Below are 24404 nucleotides of genomic sequence, written 5' to 3' on the forward strand. Positions count from 1 at the left end.
GTACCAGAGACATGACCCGTGCCGGTACGGGGCGTGGGCGCGGCGGAGCCGGGTGGCGCGGGCGCACGGCGGACGCGACGGCCGGCTGTCAGTGGCCGCCGCGGGGCTGCCAACAGCCGCCCTCCAGGTAGGGGCCGTGGGTCTCGATCCGCACCGGGGCGTGCAGCTGGCCGCCGACGCAGGGACCGCCGTCGTACACATGCATCTCGAACCAGAGCCTGCCGCCGTCGGCCGAAGTGGCGGAGATCGCGCCCGGGTCCACCGTGTAGCCGAGGCCCTCCAGCGCGGTCCGCAGCTCCGCCTCGGTGCGCGGCACGGTCTTCCCCTCGCCCGTCAGGGCCTCGCGGATGCGCGTCGCGTGGGCCTCGCCCCGGCACTGGGCCATGGGTGTGTCGGGCAGCTCCCTCTTGAACCCGTTGTTCTCCGCGTACTTGTCCGCCGCCGGGTCCGTACTCGTGGCGCCCGGCACCGGGGGGAGCGTGGTGGCCCGGCCGGCGCACTGGGCGACGATCTCCGGGAACCGCGCGTCGTGCCGGGCGGCGGCATCCCGGGCGCGGGCGGCCCAGTCCACGGACGGGTACGCCGACGGGCTCGGGGCGGCTCCGTCGCCCGTGGTCGACGTGGTTCCGCAGGCGGTCAGCGCGAGCAGACCGGCGGCGAACAGGACGGCGGCGGGAGTTCGGCGGGATGTCAAGGCGTCTCCATGGTCCCTGGCTGACGGTCCCCGGCGGCCGGGGCGGAAACGGTCAGTATGGCCATCTCGCCCCGCGGGCGCCTGAGTAGGAGTACTCAGGCGGGGCCGATGTCAGTGGCCCCGGTTATAACGGGAACGGAAGATCTGACCGTCCGTCCGGGAGAATGCCATGACCGCCGTGCACTGGAAGCTCGTCGTCGACTGCGCCGATCCGTTGCGCCTCGCGCACTTCTGGTCCGCCGCGCTGGGGTACGAGCGCGAGGACCACTCCGACCTGATCGAAAGACTGATCGGCTTCGGCGCGGTCACCGACGCCGACTGGAGGGTCGCGGACGGCCGCAAGGTGTGGCGGCACGCGGCGGCCGTGCGCCACCCCGAGGACCCGGTCGATCCGGCGACCGGTGTCGGGCTGGGGCGGCGGGTGCTGTTCAACGCCGTACCGGAGCCCAGGCAGGGCAAGAACCGGCTGCACATCGACCTGCACTTCGGGCCGGAGCGGCGGGTCGCGGAGAGCGAGCGGCTGACCGCTCTCGGCGCCGCGGTGCTCCGGGAGGTGACGGAGCACGGCAGCTCGCATGTGGTGATGGCGGATCCCGAGGGCAACGAGTTCTGCGTGCAGTGACCGCGCCGGAGCGCCCGGCCGCCGGGTCGGCCGGTCGCCGGCTCCCCCGGCGCGCCGCTTAATGCGTCGCCCCCGCGACCGGTGGCTGCGTAGGGTCGGGGCATGGGGAAACCGCTTGTCGTCGTGTTCAGTGGGGCCGGGATGTCCACCGATTCCGGGATTCCGGACTACCGGGGGCCGCAGGGGCTGTGGCGCCGGGAGCCCGACGCCGAGAAGTTGGTGACCTACGCGTACTACATGGCGGATCCGGAGATCCGGCGGCGGTCCTGGCTGATGCGGGCCGAGATCGCCGCGCTGGAGCCGCGGCCGAACGCCGCGCATCTGGCCGTGGCCGCCCTGGAGCGCGGCGGCACCCCGGTCCGGGTCGTCACGCAGAACGTCGACGGGCTGCACCAGCTCGCGGGGATGCCCGACCGCAAGGTCTTCGAGCTGCACGGCACCGCCCGGGCCGTGGTCTGCACCCGGTGCCACGTCCGGTCCCCGATGGCGGAGACCCTCGGCCGGGTCGCCGCCGGTGAGCCCGATCCGGCCTGCCTGACCTGCGGCGGGATCCTCAAGGCGGGGACGGTGATGTTCGGCGAGCGGCTCGATCCCGAGGTGTTGGCACAGGCCATGACGGTGGCCAAGGGCTGTCAGGTCTTCATCGCGGTCGGGTCCACGCTCCAGGTGCAGCCCGCCGCCTCGCTGGCCGGGATCGCCGCCGAGCACGGAGCCCGGCTGATCATCGTGAACGCCGAGGAGACCCCGTACGATCCGCTCGCCGACGAGCTGATCCGCGAGCCGATCGGGAGCGCGCTGCCCGAGCTCCTCGACCGGCTCCAGGACGTCGGGGTGTAGCCCCCCGCCGGGGTGCGGCTGCCCGGCACCGGGGTCAGCCGCCCGCGTACGCCTTCTTCACCGCGGCCAGGTCGATCTTCTTCATGGTGTAGACGGCGGCGCTGGCCCGGGCGGCCTTCTCCGGGTCGGGGTCGCTGATCAGGTCGATCACCTCGGCCGGGACGACCTGCCAGGACAGTCCGAAGCGGTCCTTGAGCCAGCCGCAGGCCGACGGCTCGCCGCCGTCGGCGGTCAGCGCCTCCCAGTAGTGGTCCACCTCGGCCTGGTCGGCGCAGTGGATCTGGAAGGAGACGGCCTCGCTGAAGGTGAACAGGGGGCCGCCGTTGAGGGCGACGAACTTCTGCCCGTTGATCTCGAACTCGACGACCATCACGGACCCGGCCTGGCCCGGACCCGCGTCGGTGTAGTGGCCGATGCGGCCTCGCTTACCGTCCTTGAAGACGGAGAGGTAGAAGTCGGCGGCCGCTTCCGCGTTGTCGTCGAACCACAGGCACGTGGTGAAACCGTTGCTGATCATGACTGCCTCCAGCGGGTGTGGGCTGTTGTCCACCCATACAGACCGGTCCCGGGCCCGATTCTCATCGGTGGGCCCGGGACCAGTCCGTGAAGCACCCGTTCGGGCTACATCTCGAGCATGCGGTCGACGACGCGCGCCGTGGCCCGGCCGTCGTCGAGGTCGCAGAACTCCGCGCGGAAGGCCGCACGCCGCTCGGCGTACTCCTCGCCCACCGCGTCCGCGTTCCGCACCGCCGCGATCAGGCTCGCCGCATCGTGCAGCAGCGGACCGGGGGCCTTGGTCTCGAGGTCGATGGTGAGGCCGCGCAGGGTGCCGTGGTAGTGCGCCAGGTCGTACGTGAACAGCAGGATCGGGCGGTCGGTGAGCGCGAAGTCGCACATCGCGGACGAGTAGTCCGAGATCAGTACGTCGGCCACCAGCAGCAGGTCCGTGGCGTCGGGCCAGCGGGACACGTCCAGGACGAAGCCGTCGCGGACCGCGTCCCGGACCTGCTCGGTCACCCGGTAGTGGCCGCGGACCAGGAGCACGTGGTCCTCGCCCAGCTCGCGCCGGGCCTCGTCCAGGTCGATGCGCAGGTCGAGCTTGTAGCCGCCGCTCCAGCCCTCGTTGTTCTCGCGCCAGGTCGGCATGTACAGCACGACCTTCTTGCCCTCGGGCAGGCCGAGGCGGCGGCGGATCGTGGCGATCCGGTCGGCGTCGGGGCGCACCAGCGCGTCCGTGCGGGGGCTGCCGACCTCCATGACCTCGCCCTTGAAGCCGAGAGCGCGCTTCAGGATGGGCGTGGCGAAGCTGCTCGGGGAAGCGAGCAGGGACCACTGGGCGCTGTCGTGCGCCAGCGACTCGAGCACCTCGGGGTTCGAGTAGTAGTCGTGGATGAAGTCATGGCCGATCTGCTTGAGCGGCGTGCCGTGCCAGGTCTGTACGACGACCTGGCCCTCGCGGCGGAAGAACGACGAGGGGACGCTGTCGTTGACGACGTAGTAGCGGGCGCGGGCCAGCACGTCCCATGATTCCAGGCTGCTGTACTGCACGGCGCGGGCGGTCGGCGGGACCTCGGCGCGGCCGTCGCGGACCAGCCAGATGTGCTCCAGCTTCTCGCCCCGGCGCAGCAGTTCCTCGTGGATGGCGCGCGGCGAGTCGCCGGCGCCGTTCCCCTGGAAGGTGTCGTAGACGACGATGTCCTTGAGCGGCGCCCGGCGCTGCGCCGGGTAGGTCTCGTCGCGTGCGATGCGCTGGGCGTACCGGGAGCGGTCGTGCGGGGTCAGCAGCGGGTCGGTGACGAGCGCCATACGGTCGAAGAAGCGCGCCTCCACCCGCATCCGGCGGCCGTCCACGGTGAAGGCGGCGGGGCCGCTGCCGAGGGCGGGGGCGATCAGCTGGACCGGGGCGCCGCGGTCGACTCCGAGCAGGCTCGCGGTGACGCCGCCCTGGCTGACCGGGCGCAGTGTCGGCCACCAACGGCCGTGCGGCAGCGAGGTCTTCCCGGCGAAGTGCTCGGGCAGCATCGGGGTGAAGGAGGCCTCGAAGCGGCCGTCCGCGACGGTGACGGGGTAACTGAACTCCTCGCCGTGCCAGTTGTGCAGGACCAGTTCGTACGGCTCGTCGGCGCTGTCGGCGGGCGGCTGGAAGATGCCGCGCAGGGTCAGCGTTCCGCCCTCCGTGGTGACCTTCTCCACCAGCGGGGGCGAGGGCTGCAGGGAGAAGCACAGGCGCCCGACGGCGGTGCGCTTGACGAACACGGAGCGGCCGGTGCCGTCGCCGGGGACGGGCAGGACCAGGCCGGTGAATCCGCCGCGTTCGTCGTGCGCGAGGTCGACGGCGGTGCCGTCGGCCCGGGTCACGGACAGGTTCCACGGCTCGGGGAGCCATTCGCCCGGGGCGGGCACGGCGTCCGGCACGGCGGCCAGGTCGGCGATGGGCACGCGCACGGTGAAGGCGGTGCGGCCGCCGTGGGCGCCCGCGGTCGTCTCCAGCGGCAGGGTCAGGACGGTGCCGCTGTTCTGGTGCTCGGCGCGCAGCGCGGCTCCGGCACCGAAGTCCGCGGCGAGTTCACCGCTGAGTTCGAAGCCGCTGCCGTCGGCGTCCGCGCGGACGTCCAGGACCCGGGCCCGTACGACCTCGACCGTGACGGTGAGCGCGCCGGAGACGGTGGGGACGATCCGGACGTCGGGGGTCACCCAGTGGGCGGGCGGGGTCAGGCCGCTGTCGTGGTCGCCGCCCTTGAGGCGGGCGCGGTGCAGACCGCCGGCGCCGGTGACGGCGACCGAGGTGGTCCAGGTGCCGTCGCGCCACTTGCCGCCCTGCTGGAAGACGGAGGGGTCGACGACCGCGGTGAATCCGGCCCAGTCGGCGTGCCGCAGCGCGAGGTGCGCGGCGTTCACGGTGGCCATGGGGGCCGCGACGGTACGGGTGTTGACGACCGTACGGCGGCGCTTGCCCTTCTCCCGGAAGATCAGCATCTTGCGGGAGCCCAGGCGGCTCTCGGCTCCGAGGTGTCCGGGCAGGGCGTAGCCGCGCAGCAGCAGCTTGCCACCGCTCCACGCCGCCTGCTCGAGCCGGCTGACGACGCGGCGTTCGCGCGGGCCGAGGGTGAGCACCTTGGCGGGGACGGGCGGGCGGCCCTGCAGGAAGGGGTAGTCGGCCTGCGGCCGGGCGAGGCCCTTGACGGGGACGCTGTACGAGAAGTCGCCCTGGTGCTTGAGGAGGGCGATGAAGTCCTCGACACGCCCCTCGCGGGCGAGGTAGGCCTTGAGCCGGTCGGCGACGGTGAGGTCCGTCCAGGGCCCGCTGCCGATCTCGCGGACCAGGGCGCCGACGTCACGGACGAACGCGTCGCGGAAGTCCTGGCCGCCCTCGGGTACGTACTTGTAGATGAGCGGGAGTTCCTCGCTCAGCACGTTGTGGTCGTAGTCGCGCAGGTAGCGCTCGTACTTGGCGCCGCTCTTCGCCTTGAGGGCGTCGCGCACCAGGCGCACCGAGGTGACGCGGTCGGTGAGCGAGACCGGGTCGGTGGAGCGCTGGGTGATCGAGCGCTCGCCCGTCTCGCGGACGCGCCAGTGGTACACGACGTCGCTCAGGACGTCGACGCTGGTGGCGAAGTAGTGCGCGGGGATGCTGACCGGGGCGTCCTCGTAGAGGATGCCTTCCGGGTACTGGAAGCCGTGCTCGTCCCAGAAGGTGCGCCGGTAGACCTTGTTCCAGGCGGTCCGGTCGGTGACCAGGGGGGCGAATTTCGAGATGTGCGTCTTCAGCCGGGTCTTGGCGAAGGGCGCCTTGTGCCCCCAGGACTGGTTCATGCCGACGGAGCGGAAGCGCAGGACGTTGCCGCCGACGAAGTCCGAACCGGTCTCGTCGAGGGTGTCCACCATCAACTGGTACGCGTTGTCCGGCAGGGTGTCGTCACTGTCGACGAAGGCGAGGTACTCGCTGCCCTCCGACAGGTGCCGGGCACCGGTGTTGCGGGCGGCGCCGAGTCCGGCGTTCTCCTGCATGACCAGCCGGAAGCGGCTGTCCCGCGCGGCGAAGGCCTTGGCTATGACGGCACTCGTGTCCGTGGAACCGTCGTCGACCATGACGACTTCGAAGTCGCCGAATGTCTGCGCGGCGAGAGACTCCAGGCACTCGTCGAGGTAGAGCTCGACGTTGTAGACAGGGACGACGATGCTCAGGCGCGGGGGCATGGGTGACGAATTCTCCAGCGGGTCTATCAGTCAATGATCAGCTAATTACAGCATCTTACTCTGTAACGGGATTATAAACTCCACCCAATCTGGACAAATCGGTGCAGGTGGCGGGGCGAACGGCAAAGAATTCAACCGCCCGCCGCCCCACCGGTGACGTTCGTACCGTCAGACCTCGAGTTCGGCCTCGATCCGCTTCAGCTGGTGCCGGGCCATCGCGAGGTTGGACCGGTTCTTGTCCAGCGCGAGGTAGAGGAAGAGTCCCTGGGAGTTGCGGCCGCGCAGCAGCCGGATGAGGTGGTACTGCGAGCCGAGGGTGATGAGGATGTCCTCGATCTCCTCCTTGAGGCCGAGCAGCTCCATGGTGCGGACCTTGGCGCGCACCACGTCGGTGTTGCCCGCGGCGGCGACCGCGAGGTCCAGGTCCTTGCTGCCGCCGATGGTACCGAGGGCCATGCCGCTGCCGTAGTCGACCAGGGCGGCGCCGAGGGCTCCGTCGATGGTGGTGGTCTCCTTGAGGGCGGTCTCCACGTTGGCCATGGGGGTTCCTTTCCGGTGTTCCTACTGGTGAGGGAGCGATGAATGGTGCGGTGTGTGGTGATCAGGGTCACTGGGCCCGGTGGGCTCAGTGGGGTATTCCGGGGGTCTCCGGGCCGCGGCGGCCGAGGACGCCGTCGATGAGTTCGGCGATCCGCAGACTGGAGCGGCGTGCCTCCAGGTGGAGCCGGCCGACGTTGGCGCGCGGTTCGGCGATCAGGGTCAGGACCGCCGCGTCGCCCGCGGCGTAGGTGGCGACGTACCCGTGCTCGCCCCGGACGAGCAGCTCCCGGAAGTCGCCCTGTCCGGTGCAGTCGCTGAGCCGCTGGGCCACCCCGAGGGCGGCGGCGGTCAGCGCCGCCACGGATTCCGCCTCGGTGGCGGCGGTGTCCTGGGCGAGCACCAGACCGTCGGCGCTGGCGGCCAGGGCCCCGGTGAGCTGGGGGACCCGGGCCCGCAGCCGCCGCAGCTCGGCGAGGATCTCTGCTTCGGCTTCGGCGGGCACCATCGACAGTCGTCTCCGTTCGGTTTGGCGTCCCCGTTCGGCCTGCCGCCGGTCGGCGCGCGGTCGCAGCGGGAGCCTCACAGGCTTGCCTCCAGTGCGTCGCGCAACCGGCGCAGCAGGGCCACGTCCGGGGGCTGGGCCTCGGTCATCCAGGCCGGCAGCGGCTGCGCCGCGGGCGCGGGCACCGGTGCGTGCGGGGTCTCGACCAGTCCGGCCGCCGCGAGCCGGCGTATGTCGAGCAGGGTGTGGAAGGCCGGGCGGCCGAGCGCCCAGGCCAGCGCGGCGGGGGTGCGCACCCCGTCCGCCTGGCGCAGCAGGAGGCGCTGGCGGCTGGTGACCGTCTGGCCCGGCGCGGCCGCCCGCGGCACCACGGGTGAGCAGTCGAGCAGGGGGTACGGCCACACCGCGTCCAGCAGCTCGCGCCGCCGCTGGGTCTCGCGCTCGACGGCGGCGGCCGGTACGGAGCGCACGGAGCCGATCCAGTGGGTGGCCCCGCGCCGGAAGCGCGAGGGGCCGCTGCCCGGGGTGAGCGCGAAGAAGGCGGCGTCGAAGATCGCGGCGAGGTGGCAGATCTCCAGCTCGCCCCCGGCCATCCCGCCGCTGTCGACGAGGAACCGGGCGACCTGGCGGCGGGCTCCGGCCCGGTCCACGGCCTCCCGCCAGCGTTCGGGGGCGAGCCCCCCGCCGGTGGTGAGCAGGACGTCGAGACCCGGGGTGGCCGGGCTTTCCGCGTGCACGATCCGCCCGTCCTCCAGGAAGAGGGTGCCGCGGTCGCGTAAGAGGGCGCCGGTGGCCCGCTCGGCGGCGAGCCGGGTGAGCAGCGGGGAGACGGCGGCGGGGCCGGGCCGGCTGTCGGCGGCGAAGGACGCCGTGGTCATCTGAGCACCAGCCCTTCCGCCAGGTCGCGGAGTCTGAGCCGGGCGAGGGCGAGGTTGCCCTGGGACCGGTCCAGCCAGAGGTGGAGGAAGACGCTGCTGTCGAAGCTCGTCTCGACGAAGCGCAGGACGTGGTAGCCCGTGCGGGTGGTGACGATCAGGTCCTCGATGGGCGGTCCGGCCTCGTCACCGGGGTCCGGGCGGCCGTCCGCGTCCGGAGCGGCGGGGGCGAAGGACTCGTACTCGGCCGCGGCGCGGGCCAGCTCCGCGGTCTCCGCGGCGGTCGTCTCGTGGTCTCCCACGGGTGACTCCCCCGCGGTGCCGAGGGCCAGTCCACTGCTCCAGTCCACGAGCGCGGCCCCCCGCGCACCCGGCAGGGTCATGGCTTCGAGCAGGCATTCGTCGATCCCGGGCAACGCGGGTTCCCCTCCCGGCCGGTCGTGCGTGGTGCACGGTCGTGCGGCGCGACAGAGAGGAACTTACTGAAGTTCCACACTGCGGAAGGGTGTTCTGGCATTTTCGCCTGGAACATGCGCTGGATGCTTGCGCAGGGGTGGCCGGATGCCGACCAGGATCGGTCATGTACCGATCGCAGGTGGTCAGGAGGCCAGCGGCAGAGGCCGGCCGGCGGCCAGCCGGAAGGCCCCGTCCTCGTGGCGAACGTACCCCTCGTGGGTGAGGGTGCGCAGCAAGTGGTAGACGGTCGGGAGGGGGATCCCGGTGATCCTTGCCAGTCTCTTCGCCGTCGCGCCACCCTCCGCGTCCATCGCCTCCACCAGGCGCAGCGCCCGCTGGACGGATCCGATGAGGGTGGGTGTGGTGTCCTTCTGAATGTGCTGGGTGCCCATGACTAGTCCCCCTGCTCCGGTACACGGTCTGGCAAACCCATCCAAGTGGGCGACGGACCGCAAAACCAGCGGACGCGCGTAAACCTGAGCATAAGATCAACTGTGGCTGGATTCCGCCCGTCCAAATGTCGTCGCCTATCCGGCCCACCCGGCGGGCGTCAGGCCCGGGTCCAGCCGTCGAAGCGCCAGGGCGTGGTGACCGTGAGGGCGTGTCCGCTGCCGGAGACCGTGATGCACGAGTCCCGCGGGGTGCCTCGCTCGAAGCAGATGTGCAGCGAGCCGTCGGACGCGACCTCGGCGTCCGAGACGCGGCACAGGTTCAGCTCGCCGAGCGCGGCCATCTTGTGCGCGGGGAGGGTGGCGTCCGGGGAGCGGACGATGTGCTCGTCGCCCGAGGCGTCGTGACCCACCCGGATCCAGCCGAATTCGGGCTGTTCCAGCCGCCAGGAGGCGTCGATGGTGATGCGGGCCTCGACGTCCACCGCGTCGTCGTGGAAGACGAGGTAGGGCCAGGCCTGGCGTTCGCCGACCTCGTAGACGACGGTGCCGACGAGATCGGCGGCGTCGAACGCGTACCCGCCCGGCTCCGCGCCCGCCCCCGGGCGGTTCGCGCAGCGGCTGTCGAGGCACTCGGGGAGCGGGTCGACGACGGGGCCGGGGACCGGGGCGTGGCCGGTGAGCCTGCCCCACAGCGCGGGCACGGCGTGGCGCTGGACCAGGTCGACCACGTCCTCGGCGACGGCCGAAGCGCTGCTTTCGTCGGTGATCGTCCACCAGTGGTCGTGCGGGTGGCCGAGCAGCTGGCCGATCCGGGCGTGCCAGCCGACGGGGCCGACGCGGTTGGCCGACAGCCGGGTGCCGAGGGCGGGGCGCAGCCGCCGCAGGTCCTCGTGCTCCTCGTATCCGACGGCGCGGAGGTTGACGGTGAAGCGGCAGTGGTCGGGAGTGGAGCCGGCGCTGCGCTGGAAGCCGATCAGCGCGTGATCCGGGGCGGCGACCGCGAGCCGGTACTCCCGGCCTGCGCCGGTGAAGCCCGCTTCGCGCAGTGCCGGGGCTATGCGCTCGCGGAGCATCTGATGGAACAAGTCGGTCGCATTCACTCCGGCAGTCTCCCAAGCGGGACCCTCCGGGGGCAAAGCGGTTCGCCGCGCGGTCGGTCGTGCGATGCGTCACGCGGGTCGCCGCGCCCCCGCGCCCACGCAGGCGGCGGTGCCGAGCGCGATCATGACCACGTAGCCGAGGACCTCGTACCCGGAGGGGATGAGGAAGCGGGTGAAGCCCATGAAACGGATCCAGCCGAACCACTCGTGGAGCAGGCCGCTCGCGCCGCCCACGACGAGGACGAAGCCCACGAGGCCGAGCAGGCCGCCGAGCGGGGAACGGGGGGTCGAGGTCGTCATGCCCCGACGGTAGGCGGCGGAGGTGGGCCGCCGCGTCGGGCTTCCGGCGCCGCGTTCCGCGACTTTCGGGCACTGCGGGCGCCCGCGCCGTCCTCCTTTCGTATCGGCCGGGACACCGGCGGGGGCGGGCGGGGGCGGTCCAGGCCCTCCCCACCGGAGCCCTTCCCGTGTCACGCTGCCCCGATGGAGCGGATCATCGAGGAGATACGCGAGGACCTGGCCCGGCGGATCGCCGTGGCGGCGGACCGGCTGGCCGAGCGGACCCTGGCCGAGGACCCCGCGTACGCCGCTCCGCTCGGCCGCGCCGAGCTGCGCGAGCGTGCCCACCGGCAGCTGCGCCAGACCGTCGAGGGGGTGGTCCGCAGCTCCCGCGGACTGCCGGTGGACCTGACGGAGGCCCGTTCCGTGGGGGCGCTGCGGGCCGAACAGGGGCTGCCGCTGGCCGCGTTGCTCCGCAGCCACCGGCAGGCCGGGCGGCTGCTGTGGCAGACCCTCACCGAGGCGGTGACCGCGCACGACCGGGCCGCGCTGCCCCGGCTGCTGCCCGGGGCGAGCGTGCTGTGGGACGTGCTGGACCAGCAGACGGACGCCACCGCCGAGGCGTACCGGGAGGCGGAGGCCGCGCGCGGCGGCCGTGACCGGGAGCGGCGGGCGGCTCTGCTCGATTCCCTGCTCGACGGCGGGGCGCCCGAGGCGGCCGCCGCCGCGGCCGCTCAGCTCGGGCTGCCCGGCCAGGGGCGGTTCGCGGTGCTCGTGCTGGGTTCCGGCGCGGACCCCGTGGTCCCGCCGCCGGTGCCGGCCGCCGGGCCGCGCGTGCTGTGGCGGATCCGGGCGGACGGGGACGGCGCCCTGGTCGAGCTGGGCCACCATCCGCTGGAGGCGGTGCGGGAGTTACTGGCTCCCTTGGGGATACGGGCCGGGGTGAGCCCGGTGGTGGCGGTGCCCGCCGACATCGCCCGGGCCCGCAGGCTGGCCGTCCTCGCGCTGCGCACCACGACCGGCCCCGGCAGCCCGCGCACGGCCCTGCTGGACGAGCGGCTCCCGGAGGCCCTGGTCGCGGGCCAGGGCGAGCTCGCGGGGCGGCTGCGCCAGGTGGTCCTGGGCCCGGTGCTGGCGCTGGCGCCCGAGGACGGGCGGGTGCTGCTGACCACGCTGGGCACCTGGCTGGCCTGCCAGGGTTCGACGACGTACGCGGCGCAGCGGCTGTACTGCCACCGCAACACGGTCTCCAACCGGCTGCGCCGTCTCGAACAGCTCACGGGCCGCTCGCTGACCGACCCGGCGCACGTCGTGGAGCTGGCGCTCGCCCACGCCGCGGTGGTCCAGCGGTCGGCCGACGGGCAGGGCGCATCCGCGCCAAAGTCGCCGCACCGCGCGCCGCGCCGGTCCGGCCCGGCCGGGTGATCAGCAAGGTGGTCGCGGGCGGTACCCCGGGGACGGGATCCGGTCAGCCCGGTGCGACCCGGTCCCGCGGGCGCCCGTGTCTCGGTCAGGCTCGGTGACGCACCGCACCGACCCCACACGGGAGACACCATGCCCCACGGCTTCCTTCCCCCCACCTTCGACGAACCGACGGCCGAACTGCTGCGCGAGCTGGAGCGGCCGGGCGGCGACGGCCGCCGGATGTTCCAGCTGCGGATCACCCCGGACGACCGGCGGATCACGTTCGAGAAGGAGATCCGGGCCCAGCACTTCGGCCCGACCAGTCCGCGCGAGGACGACCACCGGTTCGTGGTGTTCAGGGACCTGTACAGCGGCCGGCTCACGCTGCTGCACTGGACCCACTTCGGGGCGCCGTCCCAGCGGCCGTACGGGGAGACGACCGAATTCTTCGTCACCCTCGCCAACCACGACACCGATGTGAGCCGGGTCGACGAACTCGCCGCGGACCTCACCGGCGCGACGGCCCGCACCGCCGGGCTGAAGGCGGCCCACGAGTTCTACGCGGCGGAGCGCGAGCAGGCGCGCGCCCGCCAGATCCAGTACGAGCTGGACATGCTGCTCAGCGATGTCGCGATGCAGGCGAAGCAGTACGGCGCCCAGGGCCTGGACGGCCCGGCGCTGGACGAGCTGCGCGCCCACCCCTTCTACCGGCTGGCCCGGGAGCACTGCCTGCTGGTCGCGGGGGGCGACCGCGACTACAGCGCGCTCACCCACGACACCCGGCGCCGGGACCTGCTCAAGGGCAGACGCCCGGTGGTGCGCGCGGAATACGGCGATCTGGTGGAGACCCAGCCGTCCGAGCTGACGGCGGCGGCGCCGGACCGGCGCCACACCCGCTACGCGAACCTGTTCTGGGAGCGGCACGAGAGCGAGGGGTTCTTCGTGCTCCGCCGGTGCCCCTCGGACCACGAGTTCAGCCGTGGCGGGGTGCCCCGCCCGGCCGAGGACGGTGACAACTTCGCCACCCTCGCGCTCTCCGAAGACCAGGACATCTCCGGAATCCGGGTGCTGCCGGACGACGGCGGCCGGCTGCCGTCGGCGGACGAGAGCGTGCCGCCCGCGCAGGGCCTGTCGGAGCCGTGGCCGGTGTACGGCGGGTACCCGGGGTACGGCGAGTACGGCACCTACGAGGACTTCGAGGCGTTCGGCGGCGCCGAGATCCGCGACGGGTACGACGGGTACGGCGCCCTCACCGAGGCCGTCACCCGGCGCACCGCGATGGACCCGGCCGACGGTTCGTGCCGTACCCAGCGGTCCTACAACGGCCGGGAGAAGGTCAACGCGCGGTGCCGCGTCACCATGGACCTGGCGGACCGGGACGCCGAGGAGTGGACGGTGAAGGTGGCCGTCTGCGCGGACACCTTCAGCTGGGACACCCTGTTCTGGGACTGGCGCGACCACCGGTACGTCGTCACCGCCGAGGTGCGCACCGAGGTCGCGCACCGCGTGCGCCATGCCGGGGGCGCCGCTCCCTACGCCGTCCGCCGCACCCACGGCCGGTGCGCGACCGGGGGCTACGGGGGCGAGCTGACCTTCACGCTGCCCGTCGGCTCGGGACGGTACGTGATCGAGTGGACGTACGACGTGCCGTGCGACAGCCCCGACAAGAACGACGGCTTCCCCTTCGGCTTCTCACCGAACTACTCCCCCGACCGCCACCTCACCGCCCGGGGCGCGGTGATCGTGGACACCGCCGTCGGATAGCGGCGGGAGCTATCCCGTGCGGGCGGGCGCGTCCTGTCCGGGTTCCTCGTGCCCCGCCGATTCGAGCAGGTACGGTACGTCGATCACGGCGACCCCGGGAGTGAACAGCAGCCGCGCCTTGAGCCGCAGCGCGTTCTGGTTGTGCAGGGGCTGCTCCCACCAGTGGCCCACCACGTACTCCGGGATGACCACCGACAGCATGTCCGTACCCTCCTGCGCGGCCTGTTCCTGGACGTGGGCCAGCACCGGGCCGACGACCTCGCGGTAGGGCGAGTGGAGGATCTTGAGCGGGATCCCCGGGTCGTGCTCGGCCCAGGCCGTGCGCAGCCGGTCGGCGTCCTGCTCGTCGGCGGCGACGCTGACGGCGGTGAGGGTGTCGGGGCGCAGGCCCAGGGCGAAGCCGATGGCCTTGAGCGTGGGGGCGTGCACGGAGGCGACCAGGACGATCACGTGGTGGCGGGCGGGTTTGCGCGGTTTGACGCCGGGGGCGACGGCCACCTGGCGGGCGACCTGGTCGTAGTGGCGCCGTACGCCCTTCATGCCGAGGAAGAGCACGGGCATGGCGATGACGACCAGCCAGGCGCCGTGCGTGAACTTGGTGATCAGGACGATGACCAGGACCACGGCGGTCATCACGGCGCCGATCGCGTTGATGGCGAGGCGGCGGTGGATGTGGATGCGCTGCTCGCGGGGGGTCTCGTCGGAGGCGAGTTCCTTGCGCCAGTGCCGGACCATGCCCGCCTGGGAGAGGGTGAAGGAGACGAAGACGCCGATGATGTAGAGCTGGATGAGGCGGGTCAGTTCGGCGTCGAAGGCGACGATGAGGGCGATGGCGGCGAGGGCGAGGAGCACGACGCCGTTGGAGTAGACGAGCCGGTCGCCGCGGTTGTAGAGCTGGCGCGGCGCGTAGCGGTCCTTGGCGAGGATCGAGGCGAGCATCGGGAAACCGTTGAAGGCCGTGTTCGCGGCGAGGATGAGGACGCCCGCCGTGACGGCTTGCAGCAGGTAGAAGAGGAAGTCCCAGCTGCCGAAGGTGGCGCGGCCGATCTGCGCGAGCGCGGTGGAGGTCGGCGTTCCGGCGGGCAGGCCCAGCTCGGTGGGGTCGGCCGCGACGTGCACCTTGTAGGACATGGCGAGCACCGTGATGCCGACGAACATGGTCACCGAGAGGGCGCCCATGGCGGCGAGGGTGGTGGCGGCATTGCGGGCCTTGGGCTTCTGGAAGGCGGGGACGCCGTTGCTGATCGCCTCGACTCCGGTGAGGGCGGTGCAGCCGGAGGCGAAGGCGCGCAGGGCGAGCAGCACCACGGCGAGGCCCGTGTAGGTGCCGGCCGCGGTGATCGGCAGCTCGGCGGACTCCGCGCGGATGGTGGTGCCGGTGCCGAGGCGGACCGCCGCGACCGCGAACATGAGGTAGATGACGAGGACGAAGCCGTAGGTGGGGACCGCGAAGACCCGGCCCGACTCGCGCACGCCGCGCAGGTTCATCAAGGTCAGCAGCACGACGAAGCAGACCGAGAGGAGGACCATGTGGTCGCTCAGGGAGGGGATGGCCGAGGTGATCGCGGCGACGCCGGAGACGACGGAGACGGCGACGGTGAGGACGTAGTCGACGAGGAGGGCGCTGGCCGCGGTCAGCGCGGCGGTCGGGCCGAGGTTCTCGGCGCTGACGATGTAGGCGCCGCCGCCACCCGGGTAGGCGTGGCAGGTCTGCCGGTACGAGGCGACGACGACCACCATCAGGAAGACGATGGCGGCTGCGGCGTACCAGGCGAGGTGCAGCAGGGTCACGCCGCCGAGGGCGAGGATCAGCAGGATCTCCTCGGTGGCGTAGGCCACCGAGGAGAGGGGGTCACTGCAGAAGATCGGCAGGGCGAGCCGTTTGGGCAGCAGGGTCTCGCCGAGACGGGCGGTGTCGAGCGGCTCACCGACCAGTACCCGTTTTGCGTTGATGCGCCTCATTCAAGAATGATCAAACGATTGCATTGGTTTCGGCCCATTTTATGGCGCACCTGGGGTAATGGGCTTGTCCGGCTCGCGATGACCTTCGATCATCTTGGGGTGCCGGGGTGCCCGGGACACGGCCGCCGGCACGTCGACGGAGTGGAGTCAGCCATGATCAGCGGTGCGCATGTCGTCCTCTACAGCCAGGACGCCGAGGCGGACCGTGCCTTCATCCGCGACGTCCTCGGCTTTCCCGGCGTCGACGCGGGCGGCGGCTGGCTCATCTTCGAGCTCCCCCCGACCGAAGTCGCCGTGCACCCGGCCGACGGGCCGCCCCGGCACGAGTTCTACCTGATGTGTGACGACCTTGATTCCCAGCTCGGCGAGTTCCGCGCCAAGGGCGTGGAGATCACCCGCCCGGTCAGCGAACAACGCTGGGGCAAACTGACCGCGATCCGCCTCCCCAGCGGCGCCGAACTTCCGCTGTACGAGCCGCTGCACCCCCTCGCCCACGGCCTGTGACCCCGGTGGGCGGCAGGCCGCGGACCTACTTGGAGTCGATCCGTCCGAGCGGGTCGCCGCCGGCCGCCAGGGCGTCCCGCGCCGTCTGCCAGGCGGGATCGCCGGGGTAGAGCTCGCTGCGCAGGTAGGCCCAGGTGAGCCGGGCGACCGCGGCGACCCGCTCGGGGTTCTCGTCGGTGGTCTCGGCGACGTCGTATCCGGATATCCCGCCGAGACCGTGCTCCGCGTCGAACAGGGTGAGCAGGGACTTGGGCCCCGGAGCGAGGGCGTACGGGTCGGCGTGCCACTCGGGGCCGGAGACCGTCAGGAAGGCGGAGTCGTCCTTGTCGCCCGCGACCACGAGCGCGGGCGCCGTCATCGTGGAGAAGTCCGTGGTCAGGAAGAACGAGTAGTTCTCGACGGTGAACTCGGTGAGGGCGTCACCGCCCCGGCCGGGTGCGGCGAGCAGCACGCCCGCCTTGATCCGGGGGTCGGCCAGGTTCACTTCCGTTCCGTCGTGGGGGTCGGTGAGGCGGGCGCCCAGCAGCAGGCTCGCGGTGTGTCCGCCCATCGAGTGCCCGGCGACGGCGACCCGGCTCGGGTCGAGGCGTCCGGCGAGCTGCGGGACCGCGGCCTCGATCGCGTCGAGCTGGTCGAGGATGCGCGTCATGTCCTCGGCCCGGGTGCGCCAGTGCGCATGAGCCCCGGGGGCGTGGGGGTCCTGGATCAGGGTCCTGGAGTCCGGATGGGTGGGCTGGATCACGACGAAGCCGTGCGCCGCCCAGAAGTTCGCGAGCGGAGCGTAGCCGTTCAGCGAGGAGAGGTGATGGGAGAAGCCGAGGCCGTGCGAGAGGAGGAGGACCGGAAGCCCGCTTCCGGTCATCGGGGCGGAAACGCGCACCTGCAGGTCCACCGTGCGGCCGGGAGCCGGCAGCACCACCGGGCTGAGGGAGAGGACCGGAGCGGGTGTGGTGGAGGAGATGGCGGTGTCAGCGAGTTCACTCATGACGGGCATGCCCTTCGATGGCCCCTGCCGTCGGCCGCGCGCGACCGGGGGCAGGGATGACGGAGTACCCGCACTCAGCTACCCTGAAAGCGGATCGTTGTTCCATTTAATATACGGATCGGTGATCCGTTTAGTCAACGTCGAAGGAAGGAGAGCCTGGTGCCGACCGCAGGCCAGTCCACAGGGGCGTCCGCCCGCGGCAAGCGGGCGGACGCGGTGCGCAACCAGCAGACGCTGCTCGAGGCCGCCGCCGAGGTGTTCGTGACCTCGGGGATCGACGCACCGATCCGGGAGATCGCGGCCCGGGCGGGCGTGGGGCTGGGGACGCTCTACCGCCACTTCCCGACCCGGGCGGATCTCGTCACCGCCGTCTACCGCCACCAGATCGAGGCGTGCGCCGAGGCGGGCCCGGAGCTGCTGGCCGATGCGACCTCACCGTTCGAGGCGCTGCGCCGGTGGGTCGACCTCTTCGTCGACTTCCTGGTCACCAAACACGGACTCGCCGACGCCTTGCAGTCCGACAGCGACCGCTTCGCCGCGCTGCACACGCACTTCCTGGATCGCCTGCTGCCCGTCTGCGCCGAACTCCTCGACGCCGCGGCCGATGCCGGCGACATCAGGCCCGGCGTACAGCCCTACGAGCTGATGCGCGGCATCGGCAACCTCTGCATCGGCCAGGACAGCGACCCGCGCTACGACCCCCGCCGGCTGATCGAACTGCTCCTCGGCGGGCTGCGGCAACCGCACGCCCCTCACGGAGCAGCCGCCCGGTAACCGCACGGGCGCCGTCCGGCCAGCGGGTTACGGGCGGGTCTGGCGGTCGAAGGCGGCGGCGCAGGCCGCGAAGGCTTCGGCGGGCCGGCCGATGGCCGCGCCGGGTCCCGCGGTCAGGGTCAGGCGCGGGGCCGCCGCGCCGGCGGTGCCCACGGTGACGGCGCACTCCAGCTCCCCGGGGGCCGCGGCCGCCGGTACGGAGAACATCAGCTCGGCCCCCTGCGGGCGCAGACCACCGGCTTCCAGGGCGGCGGCCATGTCCGCGGCCAGCGGCTCGGCACTGTCCTCGAGCCGCCCGGGGCGCAGCGGGAACGCCTGGTCGAGGGCGAGGACGCCGACCCCGCGCAGGGTGGTGACGCGCAGCCGGACCTCGCGCGCGCTGAAGGCCGCGTGGGCGTGCAGGACGTATACGGCGACCAGCGCGGCCCGCGCGCCCACGCGGACCGGATCCCCCTCACCCGGGCCATGGCCGTCGCCGTGGCCGTCGAGGGTCCAGGAGCGGTGGCGGGCGGTCAGCCGTACGGGCGCGTGGCCTTCGGCCAGGGCGGTGAGCCCGTCGGGGACGGTGTCGCCGAGCAGCCGGTCACCGCCGTGGTCCACGCAAAACAGCCGGCCCAGTTCGTCGACGCCGAGGAGGCTGTCGGCATCGGTGCGCCCGAAGGGGAACAGCCGCACGCCCAGGACCTGCGCGAGCCGGCCGAAGGTCCGCCCGGCGTGCCGGGCCTCCACCGGGTCCACGACACACCCGGTGGGCGCGACGTCCCGGCCCGGGCCCCAGGCGGGTATCCGCAGACCGTGGAACGCGCGCAGCGCACTCTCGGCCGCCGGGAACAGCTCCCACGGGCCCAGGGGCGCGGTTTTCAGGACGGCCAGCAGCGCCGCGTCACCGGCATCCCGCCCGGGCCGCCATCCGGCAGCCGTCAGCGGCCCGGTGCCGACGGTACTGGCGGTACTGGCGGTACTGGCGGTACGGGCGGTACGGGCGTCACCGGTCATGGATGACATGGATGCCGAGCCGGTCGAGCAGCGCGGAACAGGACCGGCAGACCTCGGCCTCCGTGCCGTGCTCGGGATCACCCTGGGGGCGGATCTTACGGGCGACGACCGCGGCGCCGGCGAAGTGCGCCAGCGCCTCGTCGAGCGTGCCCGTACGCCCGTCACCGCGCTGCCCGTCGAGCGCGTACAACTGGTCCGACACCAGGGCCGATTCGGCGCAGTACCCGGTGAACGGCTCACGCTGCGCAACCGGGAGCGCGTCGAAGAACGCCCGCACGGCGGGGTGCAGATGCGGTTCCCCGTCGCCGCTGAGATTGGTGTGGCTGACCACGGCCCCCTGCACGAGCAGCGAGGCGGCCACGCCGGGAATGCCGTCAGACACAGTAGTCATCCACTTCGTCCTGGTCGCCGCGCATCAGGCTGGAGAGGGCTTGGGCCTCGTCCTGGCCGAGGAAGTAGGGCCCGGTGTGGTGAAGGTAGAAGAACCGGCCCAGATCGTCCATGAGGACGATCCCCGCTTCGCCGAATTCGTATCCGACGGGGAACAGCTTCCGGCCCACCTCGTTCGACAGCTCGGTGATGTCCTCGGCGTCCCCGTCGTAGCCGAGCGTCGGGTCCGCCACGAAGATGCGCTCGGGCGCCAGGGGCGCGGCGAACTCCAGTCCGGCGTACCGGCTGACGAATTCCCTTACCGCCTCCCAGGGAGTCAGGGGGAAACCCTGCCGGGCGGAGTCCCTGACCCGGGTGTCGATGAGCCGGTCGGCCTCGGCGCTGTCGCGCAGATCCGGAGTCCAGCCATGGCGGCGAAGCCAGGCCTCCACCTCTTCCGGCGGTGCGGGCGGTCTCATGTTCCGTACTCTCTGTTCCGTAGGTCCGCTGGGTTCATTGGCTTCGCTGGGTGCGCCAGGCTCACTGGAGGATGGTGATGCCGAGCCTTTTCATCACCGGATCGCAACTTCGGCACGGTGGAATGTAACTCCCGTGCGGAACGGTTTTCCCGTCGCGGTCGGGTTGATCACCTGTGGTGACAGTGTGCATGACACTCCCCTTGAGTGCCTCGGCGGCCTCGTCGGCGGTGGTGACGCTGTGCCCCGACGCTTGCAGGGCGTGGAGCCTGTCCGATACCAGGGAGACCTCGGCACACTTTCCATGTCCCCGCCCTTTCTCCAACTCGCCGCGGTCGTGCGCGTCGGAGACGTCCTGGTACAGATCGGCGAGGACCGGGTGCGTCGTCGGAAACGACTGACCGTCCTTCTTCTGCGAGCTGGTGTGCGACGTGATGACCCCGTCGTGCAGCAGAGCGCCGGCGCAGCCCTGCTTGACCCGGTCCTTGCCGGTGGGTTGCATACCTGACGTCTTGTTGGCGTTGTCCGCCAGCCGACTGGCCTCGTCACGCAGGACCTGGTGCTGATCCGCTTCGTCGAGGTGATCGACGCGCAGGGCGTCTCGGCGGTGGTGGCGCATCTTGCCCGCGCTCTGGCCGTGCCAGGCGGGCTGGGGGTCCATCCGGCGGCCCTTGGGGCCGTCGTCGGATCCGGGGCCGCCCGGGCCGCCGTTGCCGCCGGTGGGGGGCTTGCCGCCGTCGTGGCCGTCTTTGCCGCCCGAGCCGCCTTTGCCTTCGTGGACGTGGTCGCCCTTCTGGCGGTTGATGCGGTCGCGGATGGCGTCGTCGTTGTTCTTGTGGTCGGTGGATATCTGCTTGACGGCCTTGGGCAGCGTCTTGCCGACGTGGTCGCCCATGGACTTGGTGGCCTTGGTGAGGGCCGTCATCGCTTTGTCGGCGATGGGGTCGATGGCGCGGGCGATCGAGTCGCGGCCCCGGGTGCGGCCGTGGTGGGACTTGGCCTTGGTGAGTTTGGTGGTGGTCTTGCCGTGGATGCTGGTGCTGACGTTGCCCAGCTGGGTCCCGGCGCGGTCGTGCTCGGTGTGGTCGATCTGGAGGTCGACCAGGCCCGTACCGCCCGTACCGCTCCCGCCTGCGGAGGCGAGGTGCATCGCCTCCTTGCCGCCCTGGACGCCCTGGCCGAAGCCGTCCTGGCCGGCCTTCTTCGTCTGGCCCAGGTCGACGCCGTCCTGAAGGCCGATGGCCATCGCGCCGAGCTGGACGACGAGGTCGGCGGCCATCTCCTCCAGCGCCGAGACGGCGGGCTCGGTGAGCGCGGAGACGATGTAGCCGACGGCTTCCTCGACGCACTCCTTGATCAGGCGCTTGACGACCTCCTGGGTCGCGCGCATCGCGCCCGCGCCGATGAGGGCGGAGAGGCCGCCGGTCACGGGGATCAGGGAGATCGCGATCCCGGCCTCGGAGGCGAGGTAGCCGAGCTGGACCAGGGCGGCGACCTTCATGCTCTCGACGGCTCCGGCGGCCAGGTCCATCGCGCCGCCGATGGTGCGGGCGGCTCCGGCGATGTCCTTGAAGTGCTTGCCCTTGACCGTGTTCCAGTGGGCGTTGAGGGCCTCGATGGACTCGCCCTTGCCGGAGGACAGCAGCCGCTCGAAGTGGTTGTTGGCGAGCTGCCCGTCGTCCTCGAGGTCGTCCGCGAATTCCCGCAGCGCGTCCGCCATGTCGCGATAGGCGTCCTCGTCGACATTCGGCCAGGCCACACCGATGAGGTCCAGCAGTGTGTCCGCCCAGTCCGGCACAGTGACCGACATGCTCCACCCCCGTGGGAATCATGATCATCAACCGAACATTCGTACCACGTAACCCTTCTGACGAATAATCCGCGCCTGCAGATCCAGGGACCGACGTGCGTCAGATCCCGTGATGCTCACCCCCGCCCCCGCCCCCGCCCCCGCCCACCAGAACCTGCGGGCAGCCGAGCCCCTCCGCGCCCTCGCGAGGCGTGGCAACCTACTGGCATGCCGTGGGAGCTACGAGAACACGCTTGTCCCGGACGAGGCAGTGGGATGATCACGTAGCGCCCGGCGCTCGACGAGGACGCCGTGGGCGGGGGTCCCACCCCTGGATGGACGCGGTCGGATTGCGGGCGCACCGCGGCGGGGCTGAGCTGGGGAAGGCTGCGCCGAGCGGCGCGCGGGGGCTTGGACCGTTGGAGAACGATCATGGGTGACTTCCTCGTGACCACGTCCGTCGCCGGGGGCCAGTCGCAGCCCTGCGTCGACGCGCTGAACACCAGCGCCGAGTTCACAGCGCTGTGGGCGGACGACGCCGTCGCCGGCATCAAGGGGCAGCGGTTCAACGCCGCCGGAGCGAAGGTCGGTACGGAGTTCCTCGCCAGCGAGGCGGCCCCGGCGGGCGGCAATACGACCCGGCGGTGGCCCTTCCTGGACTCCGTCGGCTCGCACACCTTCGCGACGTGGATCGAGCAACCCTTCAACCTGCCCCCACCGACCCCGGTGGTGGTGCTGCGGCGGTTCTCCAACGGGCAGCCCGCCGGGCCGCCCGTCCACGTCAGCACCGACTCCATCGACACCGCGTTCCCGCCCACGGTCACCCGCATGGTCGACGGCGGCTGCCTGGTCGCCTGGACGGGCGGCGGCTCGCAGCAGCGCATTCGCGCGCAGCGTTTCACGTCAGAGGGCCAGAAGACGGACTCCGAGATCGCGGTGAACACTACTGCGGCGTTCCACACCGACGCCGCCGTGACGCTCCTGAGCAATGGGGATTACGTCGTCGCCTGGACGAACGGCCAGCCGGTGGGAGGCGGCGGGATCGTGTACCGGGTGTTCGCGCTCGACGGCACGCCCCGGACCGGCGAGATGCATCCCAACTTCGCGGGATTCACCGGGCGGGGCGCGCTGACGGCCCTCGACAACGGGCGGTTCGTCGCAGCACACATCAAGGAGACGGTGCAGAGCGACCTCGGCGTGCTCCAGACCACGGCCGTGGCCAGCGTCATCGATCCGGTGAGCGGCAACGTCCTCCTCAGCGCCTCCGCGGGCTCTCCGAAGCACTTCAACCGAACCTCTCCGGCACTGACGGCCCTGCCGGGCGGGCGCTTCGTCCTCGCCTGGGTGGAAAAGAGCGCGGACACGACCGTGACCGTGCCGACCGTGATGGCACAGCTCTGCTCGGACACCGAGCTCGAGATCGGCCCCCAGGTCCAGGCGAGCTCCGGAACCAACGGCAACCGCTTCCACCTGAGCGCCGCCGCCATGTTCGGCGACGGCGATCCGGCCAGCGTGTTCCTGTCATGGACGGACATGGCCGACGGCGGCGACACAACCATCCGCGGCAGCCTGCTCACCGCCAACCCCGGCGGGCTCTCCATGTGATCCGCTGTGCCGAATTGATCCGACTCGTCGACTTGATCCCTCTCGTCGACTTGATCCGTCTCGTCGACTTGATCCGTCTCGTCGACTTGATCCGTCTCGTCGACGACGTCGCACCCGCCCCTCCGGCAAGCTACTGGCCTGGAGCGAGGGGCGAGTCGATCCGGAAGCATGCGGACTGCAGATCATCGACGCTGCTCAGCGGTTCGGCGAAGAGTTGGAAGTTCCGATGGCGGATGAAGCGCTCGGGGAATTTCACCGATCGGAACGACGCCTGGTTCGGGTCGATTTCCGCCATTTCGAGGATGAAGGTCGAGTCCTCGCGGACTTCGGCCGCGACGGCAGGGTCCGTGATCCCTTCGAAGAACTTGCTGTGGATACGAAAGTCGTCGAACGTCGCGATCTGCAGGCAGAAGCCCAGAGGGGCCACGGCGCGCAGCAGTCGTCCCTTTTCCCCGAAGCTCTGATGCGGTCCATCCCACTGGAACGTGGCGTTGCCGCGGTCCGCATCGGTTTCGATCTTCGCGATGTCAACGAGGCCATCATGATCGATGATGAAGAAGTCCGGGAGGTTGTTCGAAAACAGCGAAAGCCTGTGCGCAGCCATGACGACCCCGTTCCTACGGTGTGCATGCCTTTGACTGTCAAGTGCGCCGTTTCCATCATGCCCTTCCCGGGAAGTGCCCGCCAGCGCTCCACACGCCCGGCTTCCCTGGCGACCACCACGCGTTCCTCGGCGGGGTACCGGCCCTCCGGGCACCACTGACGGAGCTCAGTCGTGCCCGGAGCCGCTCGCAGGTGCCGCCCCCCGTGACGGTCCTGCGAGTCGGTGGCCAGGGATCAGCTGGGGATCAGCAGTTGGGGATGACGTAGCCCGAGTTGTCCTTGGCCTCGTCGTTGCCCCAGTTGGAGAGGTAGTAGGCCGAGATGTAGGCCGGGCCACTGCCCCAGAGGTTGGTGTCGAGGTCGGTCTTCAGCCACCAGTGGTTGTAGTTGCCCGAGGAGTCGCGCACCTCGTCGCCCCACTTCTTGCAGAGGACGTAGTTGTCCGACGCGCCGTAGAGGTAGCCGCGGAGCTTGCAGCGGGTGGCCCAGCCGTTGGTGAGGCAGTCGGTGTAGTTGTAGCCGTTGGCGGTTCCGAAGGTCGCGGTCTGGTAGTGAGCGGCGGCCTGCGCCTGTACGGGGGCCACCAGGGCCGGGACGGTGAGCGCGGTGAGGAGGGCGGGAAGGCCGAGGACGACCGGGTTGCGGCGGATCCATGAACGGGTGCGGGCCATGAGGGCTC

Annotated in this window: 24 protein-coding genes and 2 pseudogenes; 7 read left to right on the forward strand and 19 right to left on the reverse strand. The window is 71.5% G+C overall.

From position 1 onward, the window contains the following. Positions 1–88: 88 nt before the first annotated feature. Positions 89–694 (reverse strand): hypothetical protein, encoded by a 606-nt coding sequence (locus ABT084_RS27295; protein ID WP_351049105.1) that lies wholly within the window; start codon positions 692–694, stop codon positions 89–91. A gap of 169 nt (positions 695–863) precedes the next feature. Here ABT084_RS27295 and ABT084_RS27300 point away from each other — a divergent pair, with 169 nt between their 5' ends. Together ABT084_RS27300 and ABT084_RS27305 are read left to right on the forward strand one after the other, a co-directional pair. Beyond that, a complete protein-coding gene (locus tag ABT084_RS27300) occupies positions 864–1316 on the forward strand; it encodes a VOC family protein (protein WP_351049108.1) in 453 nt (150 codons plus the stop codon). 102 nt (positions 1317–1418) lie between these two features. Continuing rightward, entirely contained in the window at positions 1419–2153 is a 735-nt protein-coding gene (locus ABT084_RS27305; protein WP_351049111.1) for an SIR2 family NAD-dependent protein deacylase, read from the forward strand. 34 nt (positions 2154–2187) lie between these two features. Here ABT084_RS27305 and ABT084_RS27310 read toward each other — a convergent pair whose 3' ends face one another. From ABT084_RS27310 to ABT084_RS27350, 9 genes and pseudogenes are all read right to left on the reverse strand, one after another. Beyond that, the gene (locus ABT084_RS27310) at positions 2188–2670 is read right to left on the reverse strand and encodes a VOC family protein (RefSeq protein WP_351049114.1); all 483 of its coding nucleotides are present in this window, start codon (positions 2668–2670) and stop codon (positions 2188–2190) included. A 104-nt stretch (positions 2671–2774) separates the two neighbouring features. Continuing rightward, positions 2775–6350, reverse strand: a complete 3576-nt coding sequence (locus tag ABT084_RS27315; protein ID WP_351049117.1) for a bifunctional glycosyltransferase/CDP-glycerol:glycerophosphate glycerophosphotransferase — start codon at positions 6348–6350, stop codon at positions 2775–2777. A 168-nt stretch (positions 6351–6518) separates the two neighbouring features. Then, complete coding sequence (locus ABT084_RS27320) at positions 6519–6890, reverse strand: hypothetical protein (protein ID WP_351049119.1); 372 nt, start codon at positions 6888–6890, stop codon at positions 6519–6521. An 85-nt stretch (positions 6891–6975) separates the two neighbouring features. Then, positions 6976–7395, reverse strand: a complete 420-nt coding sequence (locus tag ABT084_RS27325) for a roadblock/LC7 domain-containing protein (RefSeq protein WP_351049122.1) — start codon at positions 7393–7395, stop codon at positions 6976–6978. A gap of 74 nt (positions 7396–7469) precedes the next feature. Next, complete coding sequence (locus ABT084_RS27330; protein WP_351049125.1) at positions 7470–8270, reverse strand: transcriptional regulator; 801 nt, start codon at positions 8268–8270, stop codon at positions 7470–7472. Beyond that, on the reverse strand, positions 8267–8683 hold the full coding sequence (locus ABT084_RS27335) for a hypothetical protein (RefSeq protein WP_351049128.1): 417 nt from the start codon (positions 8681–8683) through the stop codon (positions 8267–8269). Before ABT084_RS27335 ends, ABT084_RS27330 begins: the two co-directional genes overlap by 4 nt. Positions 8684–8893: 210 nt before the next feature. Further along, positions 8894–9115: pseudogene (locus ABT084_RS27340) on the reverse strand (helix-turn-helix domain-containing protein); the annotation flags it as partial. Between the two features lie 158 nt (positions 9116–9273). Continuing rightward, positions 9274–10215, reverse strand: a complete 942-nt coding sequence (locus ABT084_RS27345) for a DUF4304 domain-containing protein (RefSeq protein WP_351049130.1) — start codon at positions 10213–10215, stop codon at positions 9274–9276. Between the two features lie 69 nt (positions 10216–10284). Beyond that, the gene (locus ABT084_RS27350) at positions 10285–10515 is read right to left on the reverse strand and encodes a hypothetical protein (protein ID WP_351049133.1); all 231 of its coding nucleotides are present in this window, start codon (positions 10513–10515) and stop codon (positions 10285–10287) included. A 183-nt stretch (positions 10516–10698) separates the two neighbouring features. On the opposite strand from ABT084_RS27350, the gene ABT084_RS27355 reads away from it, so the two are divergent. Then, positions 10699–11919: a PucR family transcriptional regulator gene (locus tag ABT084_RS27355; protein ID WP_351049136.1), complete on the forward strand. Its 1221-nt coding sequence runs from the start codon at positions 10699–10701 to the stop codon at positions 11917–11919. 129 nt (positions 11920–12048) lie between these two features. Continuing rightward, entirely contained in the window at positions 12049–13662 is a 1614-nt protein-coding gene (locus ABT084_RS27360; protein WP_351049139.1) for a hypothetical protein, read from the forward strand. Positions 13663–13671: 9 nt separating this feature from the next. Here the strand turns inward: ABT084_RS27360 and ABT084_RS27365 are convergent, their stop codons facing one another. Then, a complete protein-coding gene (locus ABT084_RS27365) occupies positions 13672–15624 on the reverse strand; it encodes an APC family permease (protein WP_351049142.1) in 1953 nt (650 codons plus the stop codon). 153 nt (positions 15625–15777) lie between these two features. Between ABT084_RS27365 and ABT084_RS27370 the strand changes: the two genes are divergently transcribed. Further along, positions 15778–16128, forward strand: a complete 351-nt coding sequence (locus ABT084_RS27370) for a VOC family protein (RefSeq protein WP_351049145.1) — start codon at positions 15778–15780, stop codon at positions 16126–16128. Between the two features lie 25 nt (positions 16129–16153). Here the strand turns inward: ABT084_RS27370 and ABT084_RS27375 are convergent, their stop codons facing one another. Then, on the reverse strand, positions 16154–17113 hold the full coding sequence (locus ABT084_RS27375) for an alpha/beta hydrolase family protein (protein ID WP_351049148.1): 960 nt from the start codon (positions 17111–17113) through the stop codon (positions 16154–16156). Positions 17114–17272: 159 nt separating this feature from the next. Here ABT084_RS27375 and ABT084_RS27380 point away from each other — a divergent pair, with 159 nt between their 5' ends. Beyond that, complete coding sequence (locus ABT084_RS27380) at positions 17273–17887, forward strand: TetR/AcrR family transcriptional regulator (RefSeq protein WP_351049151.1); 615 nt, start codon at positions 17273–17275, stop codon at positions 17885–17887. Positions 17888–17914: 27 nt separating this feature from the next. On the opposite strand, the gene ABT084_RS27385 is transcribed toward ABT084_RS27380, so the two are convergent. The 5 genes and pseudogenes from ABT084_RS27385 to ABT084_RS38070 form a co-directional block, all read right to left on the reverse strand. Then, a complete protein-coding gene (locus ABT084_RS27385) occupies positions 17915–18883 on the reverse strand; it encodes an SUKH-3 domain-containing protein (RefSeq protein ID WP_351049154.1) in 969 nt (322 codons plus the stop codon). Further along, on the reverse strand, positions 18873–19274 hold the full coding sequence (locus ABT084_RS27390; RefSeq protein ID WP_351049157.1) for a YwqJ-related putative deaminase: 402 nt from the start codon (positions 19272–19274) through the stop codon (positions 18873–18875). Before ABT084_RS27390 ends, ABT084_RS27385 begins: the two co-directional genes overlap by 11 nt. Continuing rightward, positions 19258–19731 (reverse strand): SUKH-3 domain-containing protein, encoded by a 474-nt coding sequence (locus ABT084_RS27395; protein WP_351049160.1) that lies wholly within the window; start codon positions 19729–19731, stop codon positions 19258–19260. The genes ABT084_RS27390 and ABT084_RS27395 overlap by 17 nt, the downstream gene beginning before the upstream one ends. Positions 19732–19792: 61 nt before the next feature. Further along, positions 19793–20389: a YwqJ-related putative deaminase gene (locus ABT084_RS38065; protein ID WP_502969213.1), complete on the reverse strand. Its 597-nt coding sequence runs from the start codon at positions 20387–20389 to the stop codon at positions 19793–19795. Positions 20390–20431: 42 nt separating this feature from the next. Next, positions 20432–21538, reverse strand: a pseudogene (locus ABT084_RS38070) (WXG100-like domain-containing protein); the annotation flags it as partial. A 411-nt stretch (positions 21539–21949) separates the two neighbouring features. Here ABT084_RS38070 and ABT084_RS27405 point away from each other — a divergent pair. Continuing rightward, positions 21950–23122 carry a hypothetical protein gene (locus tag ABT084_RS27405; protein ID WP_351049163.1) on the forward strand — a complete coding sequence of 391 codons (1173 nt, stop codon included), beginning with the start codon at positions 21950–21952 and terminating at the stop codon, positions 23120–23122. A 130-nt stretch (positions 23123–23252) separates the two neighbouring features. Here the strand turns inward: ABT084_RS27405 and ABT084_RS27410 are convergent, their stop codons facing one another. Beyond that, entirely contained in the window at positions 23253–23726 is a 474-nt protein-coding gene (locus tag ABT084_RS27410; RefSeq protein ID WP_351049166.1) for an AbfB domain-containing protein, read from the reverse strand. A gap of 244 nt (positions 23727–23970) precedes the next feature. Next, complete coding sequence (locus ABT084_RS38075) at positions 23971–24396, reverse strand: hypothetical protein (protein WP_502969210.1); 426 nt, start codon at positions 24394–24396, stop codon at positions 23971–23973. Positions 24397–24404 lie beyond the last annotated feature (8 nt).

Origin of the sequence: Streptomyces sp. NPDC002138 (assembly GCF_040296485.1) — a bacterium.
GTDB lineage: Bacteria > Actinomycetota > Actinomycetes > Streptomycetales > Streptomycetaceae > Streptomyces.

Bases quoted from the DNA above. Each gene is read 5' to 3' on its own strand.
- ABT084_RS27370 (WP_351049145.1), top strand. From the start codon at position 15,778: ATGATCAGCGGTGCGCATGTCGTCCTCTACAGCCAGGACGCCGAGGCG.
- ABT084_RS27315 (WP_351049117.1), bottom strand. From the start codon at position 6,350: ATGCCCCCGCGCCTGAGCATCGTCGTCCCTGTCTACAACGTCGAGCTC.
- ABT084_RS27350 (WP_351049133.1), bottom strand. From the start codon at position 10,515: ATGACGACCTCGACCCCCCGTTCCCCGCTCGGCGGCCTGCTCGGCCTC.
- ABT084_RS27405 (WP_351049163.1), top strand. From the start codon at position 21,950: ATGGGTGACTTCCTCGTGACCACGTCCGTCGCCGGGGGCCAGTCGCAG.
- ABT084_RS38065 (WP_502969213.1), bottom strand. From the start codon at position 20,389: ATGGACCCCCAGCCCGCCTGGCACGGCCAGAGCGCGGGCAAGATGCGC.
- ABT084_RS27395 (WP_351049160.1), bottom strand. From the start codon at position 19,731: ATGAGACCGCCCGCACCGCCGGAAGAGGTGGAGGCCTGGCTTCGCCGC.
- ABT084_RS27310 (WP_351049114.1), bottom strand. From the start codon at position 2,670: ATGATCAGCAACGGTTTCACCACGTGCCTGTGGTTCGACGACAACGCG.
- ABT084_RS27300 (WP_351049108.1), top strand. From the start codon at position 864: ATGACCGCCGTGCACTGGAAGCTCGTCGTCGACTGCGCCGATCCGTTG.
- ABT084_RS27360 (WP_351049139.1), top strand. From the start codon at position 12,049: ATGCCCCACGGCTTCCTTCCCCCCACCTTCGACGAACCGACGGCCGAA.
- ABT084_RS38075 (WP_502969210.1), bottom strand. From the start codon at position 24,396: ATGGCCCGCACCCGTTCATGGATCCGCCGCAACCCGGTCGTCCTCGGC.
- ABT084_RS27330 (WP_351049125.1), bottom strand. From the start codon at position 8,270: ATGACCACGGCGTCCTTCGCCGCCGACAGCCGGCCCGGCCCCGCCGCC.
- ABT084_RS27375 (WP_351049148.1), bottom strand. From the start codon at position 17,113: ATGAGTGAACTCGCTGACACCGCCATCTCCTCCACCACACCCGCTCCG.
- ABT084_RS27365 (WP_351049142.1), bottom strand. From the start codon at position 15,624: ATGAGGCGCATCAACGCAAAACGGGTACTGGTCGGTGAGCCGCTCGAC.
- ABT084_RS27320 (WP_351049119.1), bottom strand. From the start codon at position 6,890: ATGGCCAACGTGGAGACCGCCCTCAAGGAGACCACCACCATCGACGGA.
- ABT084_RS27390 (WP_351049157.1), bottom strand. From the start codon at position 19,274: ATGACTACTGTGTCTGACGGCATTCCCGGCGTGGCCGCCTCGCTGCTC.
- ABT084_RS27410 (WP_351049166.1), bottom strand. From the start codon at position 23,726: ATGGCTGCGCACAGGCTTTCGCTGTTTTCGAACAACCTCCCGGACTTC.
- ABT084_RS27385 (WP_351049154.1), bottom strand. From the start codon at position 18,883: ATGACCGGTGACGCCCGTACCGCCCGTACCGCCAGTACCGCCAGTACC.
- ABT084_RS27355 (WP_351049136.1), top strand. From the start codon at position 10,699: ATGGAGCGGATCATCGAGGAGATACGCGAGGACCTGGCCCGGCGGATC.
- ABT084_RS27305 (WP_351049111.1), top strand. From the start codon at position 1,419: ATGGGGAAACCGCTTGTCGTCGTGTTCAGTGGGGCCGGGATGTCCACC.
- ABT084_RS27325 (WP_351049122.1), bottom strand. From the start codon at position 7,395: ATGGTGCCCGCCGAAGCCGAAGCAGAGATCCTCGCCGAGCTGCGGCGG.